Here is a 5099-nt window from a genome sequence, read left to right as displayed (position 1 = left end):
GTCGCGCCCTGGGGCCGGCAGCCCTGGGGCCGGCAGCCCTGGGGCCGGCAGCCCTGGGGCCGTCGCCGCCTGCGCGACCGCGGCGGCGACCGCCAGCAGCGTGTCGCGATCGTCCGCCGGAGCGGACCGGTTGCGGCGCCGATGCCCGCACCGCTCGCAGACGTGCGTGATGACCAGATCGTGCGTACGGCTCTCCACCGCGACCGGCCGCATCACACCGCCGCACCGCGCCGCCCGATCGCCGGGGTTGACGTCGACGTGCCGCGACGACAGACAGGACGGGCAGTGGTTGGTGTACCCGTCACCACGCACGGCCGTCCCGCAGACCAGGCAGACGAAGTCCTCGGTGGTGCGGGTGAAGCGCCGGCTCACCGGCCAAGAGTAGGTCACCACACGGCGTGCCCCGCCTGCCCGGAGGCCAATCGGTGCCAATCGGTGCCAATGACAGCCAATCGGGGCGCTCTGACCTGGCCGGAACTCTGACCTGGCCAGGACCAGGTGGGAGCCTCCCGCGAGCGTCTCATCAGATCCGCGTCGGGCGGCCGGACCGCGGGCGGGACGTGTGTCGCCAGAGACGCCGAGGATGTCGGACCCACGGGGTGAAATAGTGGGCGGCGCACCATACCGGGCGTGGTACGTCGGCGCACCATCGCGCCCATCGTCCCGGATGCGTCCCGAGGAGGTCCCGCTGTGGAGGCAGCACACCCTCTACCGCCCGAGAGCCTACCGCCCGAGAGCCTGCCGCCCGAGAAACCAGCGCCCGAGAAACCAGCGCGGGCGGACGTCCCACCCAACGAACTGTCCGATCGCGATCGTCGCATGTTGCGCTTCGAGCAGGGTTGGTGGCGTCACCCGGGAGCCAAGGAGGAGGCGATCCGGGCCGAGTTCGGGCTGTCATCAACACGCTACTACCAGTTGTTAAACCGGGTGATCGATTCGGAAGCCGCGCTGATAGCCGATCCGATGCTGGTCCGCCGGCTGCGCCGGCTGCGGGAGCAACGTCGGGCGGCCCGATCCGGCCGACGTGACCGGGCCGAGGGGTAAGACCACGCATGACACCTGCCACGAACGCACCGCCGCGGCGTCCCCACCGGCGGCGCCCGGACCGGCTCCACACCCTCGGCGCGGGCGTCGTCGCGGTTCTCGCCGTACTCGCGGGCATCCTGGTGGTCAATCTGCTGAACGGCCCGTCCGACGCGGACGGCTCCACCACCCAGGTCGCGGCCCCGACGCACTCGGCGCGGCCGGGCACGGACCAAGCCGGCGGCGGCCGGACCACTCCGGCCCCGTCGCCGCACCGCGCGGCGGCCACGTCCCCGGCCCCCGGCCCGGGGGCCACGAAGACGGCGCCGGCGTCCCTGGAACCGACGCCGGCGCCGTCCGCGTCCACCGCGACGAAGCCGCCGGCCCCGCCGGGACCGAAGGCCACGGCCCCGGTGGTCGTCCTGAACAACTCGCGGGTCGCCGGGCTCGCCGAGGTGGCCGCCAAGCAGGTCGAGTCGGCCGGGTTCCGGGTCGAGCGGGTGGGCAACTACCAGTCGATCTACAACGTCCCGGTGACGACGGTCTTCTACGACGACGACGACGCCGCCCGAGCCCTGAAGGAGGCGATGCCGGGCATCGAGAGCATCGTGCCCCAGTCGAAGACCAGAATCGTCTCCACCGACGCACTGATCCTGGTGATCACCCGCGACTTCCCCGCCCGCCCGGAAAAATGATCACTTGACCGCCGCGCCACGCTCCTCACCGGCGCCCGACCACCTCGCCCCGTGACCGAGGAAGGCCCAGTGACCGAATCCGCGCCACACAGCCCACCCGCCCCCCGCACACCCGCCGGGGGCGCTGGACTCGCCGCCCTGCTCACCGCGCCCGAACGCGCCCTGATCGCCCTCGACTACGACGGCACCCTCGCGCCGATCGTCCCGCGGCCGTCGGACGCCGTCCCGGCGCCGGGGACGATGGAGGCGCTGCGCCGGATCTCCCATGAGGTCGGCACCCTCGCCGTCATCACCGGACGGCCGGTGGACTCGCTGCTGGAACTGACCGGGCTGGAGAAGATCCCCGACTTCGGGAACCTGATCATCCTTGGCCAGTACGGACTGCAGCACTGGGACTCGGGCAGCCGCGCGATCAGCAGTCCCGAGCCGCTGCCCGGGGTCGCCGCGGTCCGCGCGGCGCTGCCCGAACTGCTCCGCGACGCCCCAGTCGGCACCGCCGTCGAGGACAAGCACCAGGCGCTGGTGGTACACGTGCGGCGCACCGCCGATCCGGACTCGGCGCTCGCCGCGCTCACGCCGGCGTTGACGGCCCTCGCTGAAGACCATGGGCTGGAGGCGGCGCCGGGCAAGCGAGTGCTGGAACTGCGTCCGCCCGGGCACGACAAGGGCAGTGCGGTGCGCGAGCTCATCGCGGCCCGCCAGGCGCGCTCGGTGCTGGTCGCCGGGGACGACTACGGCGATCTGCCGGCATTCGAGGCCGTCGACGAGCTACGGGCGGGCGGGCTGCCCGGTATCACCGTGTGCAGCGACAGCCCGGAGGTCCCGGACGTGATCCGCGAACGCGCCGACCTGGTCGTGGGCGGGCCCGCCGGGATGGTCGCCCTGCTGGAGGTGCTGGTCGAGCGGCTCAGCGGCTGACCGCTCGTGCCCTCTTCGCTCATCCCCATAGGGCGCGCTCAGCCCGCCCCCCGGGGCTCACCCCACCGGCATCCCTAAGCCAACGGCATTTCCGTGAGACATCTGTCGCCGATTCGTGAACCTCCACCGCCAGACAAGACGATCTTGATGGACCGGCGTACAGGGCTGAGCGGATGGCCTACTCTCCGCGGTGTGCGTCGGATGCCGGGAGCCGAGGAAGACACCCTGCCGCGGCTGTGGCCGACTGGCACCGCGCGGGTGCTGGTCGCCTCCAACCGGGGGCCGGTGGCGTTCGCCGTCGGGGACGACGGGAAGCTGCGGATCCGGCGGGGCGCCGGCGGCCTCGTCAGTGGCCTCAGCCGGGTGGCGGCCGACGACTGTGACGGTCCGATGGCGTGGGTGTGTGCCGCCCTCAGTGACGCCGATCGCCGGGCAGCGCGTTCCGCGCCCGCCGGCCGCCTCGATCTCGCCGGCCACGACACCGGCGGCGCCGCCGTCCGGATGCTCGACGTCGACCAGGTCGTCTTTGACCGCGCCTACAACGCAGTCGCGAACCGCACGCTCTGGTTCATCCACCACCTGCTCTACGCGCCGGCGTCGCAGCCGGTCTTCGGCCCGGCGTTCCGCCGCGACTGGGAAGCGTACGCGACCTACAACGAGATGTTCGCCCAGGCCCTCGCGCACGAGGCCGCCCCGGGCGCCTCGGTGCTGATCCAGGACTACCACCTGACCCTGGTCGCCGCCCGGCTGCGGGCGCTGCGGGCGGACCTGCGGATCGCCCACTTCAGCCACACTCCCTGGGCACCGCCGGAGTACTTCCGGATACTCCCGGACGACGTCAGCGAACAGATCCTGCGCGGCATGCTCGGCGCCGACCGGCTCGGGTTCCTCACCGACGCCTGGGCCGACGCGTTCCAGGAATGCTGCCGCGACCTCCTCGGACTGCGGATCGAGCGGCGGGCGGTGACCGTCGGGACGGCCGGGCCGGGACGGGAAGCCGGGCGGCACCGGACGGTGCGGATCGGGGTACATCCGCTCGGCGTCAACGCGGACGAGCTGCGCGGCCGGGCCGCCGCCACCGACGTGGCCGCCCGGGCCGCCGAGCTGGTCAACCTGGCCGGCGGGCGGCGGCTCATCGTCCGGGTCGACCGCACCGAGCTGTCCAAGAACATCGTCCGCGGTCTCGACGCCTACCGGGAGCTGCTGCGCACCCGTCCGGAATGGCGCGGCAGGTGATGCACCTGGTCTGCGCCTACCCGTCACGGCACGATCTGCCGGAGTACCGGGAATACACCGCCGCGGTGCAACGCCTAGCCGCGGAGATCGAGGACGAGTTCGCCACGGACACCTGGCTGCCGCTGCGGCTGGAGATCACCGACGACTACCCCCGGTCGATCGCGGCCCTCTCGCTCGCGGAGGTGCTCGTCGTCAACCCGATCCGGAACGGCATGAACCTCGTCGCCAAGGAGGGGCCGATCGTCTCGATCAGGGATGCCGTCCTCGTGCTCTCCCGGGAGGCCGGAGCCTGCGCGGAGATGGGCACGGCGGCGCTGGTCGTCAACCCGTTCGACATCCAGGCGACCGCGCGGGCTCTGCACACCGCCCTGACGATGCCCGCCCCCGAGCGGCGCCGGCGCGCCGAGGAGCTGGCCGCCGTCGCCGGGCGGCTACCGCCCCAGCTCTGGTTCACCGACCAGCTGCACGCCCTCGCCGCCGACCGGTGACCGTCCGGTCTGCCCTGCCGGTGCCGAACGTCGACGCGCGGACGGCGTTCAGGCGGACCGCGTTCAGGCGGCGACGGCCGCTCGCACCGCGCTGGCCCAGCCGGCGCCGACCGGGCCCGCCTCGACCGTGACGTTGTCGTACCGCGCCAGCAGGGCGGCGATGTCCGGGTGCCGCACCGCGTTCGCGACCAGGTGCATCCGCCCGACATGGGGAGCCATGGCCAGGTCGCTGGCGGAATCGCCGATGGCGATCGCCTCGGCCGGTGACACCCCGCGCCGCTTGAGGTCGTAGGCGACCGCGTCCCCCTTGCCCACACCGTCCGGGACCAGATGGTAGACATGCGGATTCACTCCGAGATCAGGCATGTGGACCGGCGAGATCAGCCCGTTGTCGCGCATGCTCAACCAGGGGAACCCGGTCTCGGCGAGCCAGCCGTCGACCTCCGACACCTCGATCTTCCCGCGAAGCATGACGTCGACCTCCCGGCCGGAGTGCCAGGGGGTGTGCAGCTCCAGCCGCCCGGGGTAGCGCTCGACCATCCGGTCGAGCAGGTACTCCGGTACCTGGTCGAAGTCGGGCGGCATCGCGCCGCGCAGGATCTCGCTGTCGCGCCCCTCGTTCCAGCCGACGATCGCGCCGAGCTCCCCGATGAACCCGTCCGCGCCGAAGATCGCCGCGGCCTCGAGAAGCTGCGGACGGGTACGCCCGCTGACCAGGACCAGCGCAACGCCGGCGCCA

Annotated in this window: 5 protein-coding genes and 1 pseudogene; 4 read left to right on the top strand and 2 right to left on the bottom strand. The window is 72.7% G+C overall.

Annotated elements, in window-relative coordinates:
* A partial coding sequence (locus ACY45C_RS03160; protein ID WP_462186155.1) for an RNHCP domain-containing protein occupies positions 1–393 on the bottom strand: 393 nt, incomplete at its 3' end.
* 426 nt (positions 394–819) lie between these two features.
* Here ACY45C_RS03160 and ACY45C_RS03155 point away from each other — a divergent pair.
* The 4 genes and pseudogenes from ACY45C_RS03155 (at position 820) to ACY45C_RS03140 (ending at position 4360) form a co-directional block, all read left to right on the top strand.
* Positions 820–1044 carry a DUF3263 domain-containing protein gene (locus tag ACY45C_RS03155; protein ID WP_462186154.1) on the top strand — a complete coding sequence of 75 codons (225 nt, stop codon included), beginning with the start codon at positions 820–822 and terminating at the stop codon, positions 1042–1044.
* 8 nt (positions 1045–1052) lie between these two features.
* Positions 1053–1718, top strand: a complete 666-nt coding sequence (locus tag ACY45C_RS03150) for a LytR C-terminal domain-containing protein (RefSeq protein ID WP_462186153.1) — start codon at positions 1053–1055, stop codon at positions 1716–1718.
* Positions 1719–1787: 69 nt separating this feature from the next.
* Positions 1788–2636 (top strand): trehalose-phosphatase, encoded by an 849-nt coding sequence (gene otsB, locus ACY45C_RS03145; RefSeq protein ID WP_462186152.1) that lies wholly within the window; start codon positions 1788–1790, stop codon positions 2634–2636.
* 201 nt (positions 2637–2837) lie between these two features.
* Positions 2838–4360 (top strand): annotated as a pseudogene (locus ACY45C_RS03140) (alpha,alpha-trehalose-phosphate synthase (UDP-forming)).
* Positions 4361–4423: 63 nt separating this feature from the next.
* Here the strand turns inward: ACY45C_RS03140 and ACY45C_RS03135 are convergent.
* The coding region (locus tag ACY45C_RS03135; RefSeq protein ID WP_462186151.1) for an HAD hydrolase family protein at positions 4424–5099 on the bottom strand (676 nt) is incomplete at its 5' end.

This window comes from Frankia sp. CcWB2 (genome assembly GCF_977927585.1).
The sequence above is the reverse complement of the archived record's forward strand: the minus strand, read 5'-3'. Positions and strand labels throughout refer to the sequence as shown.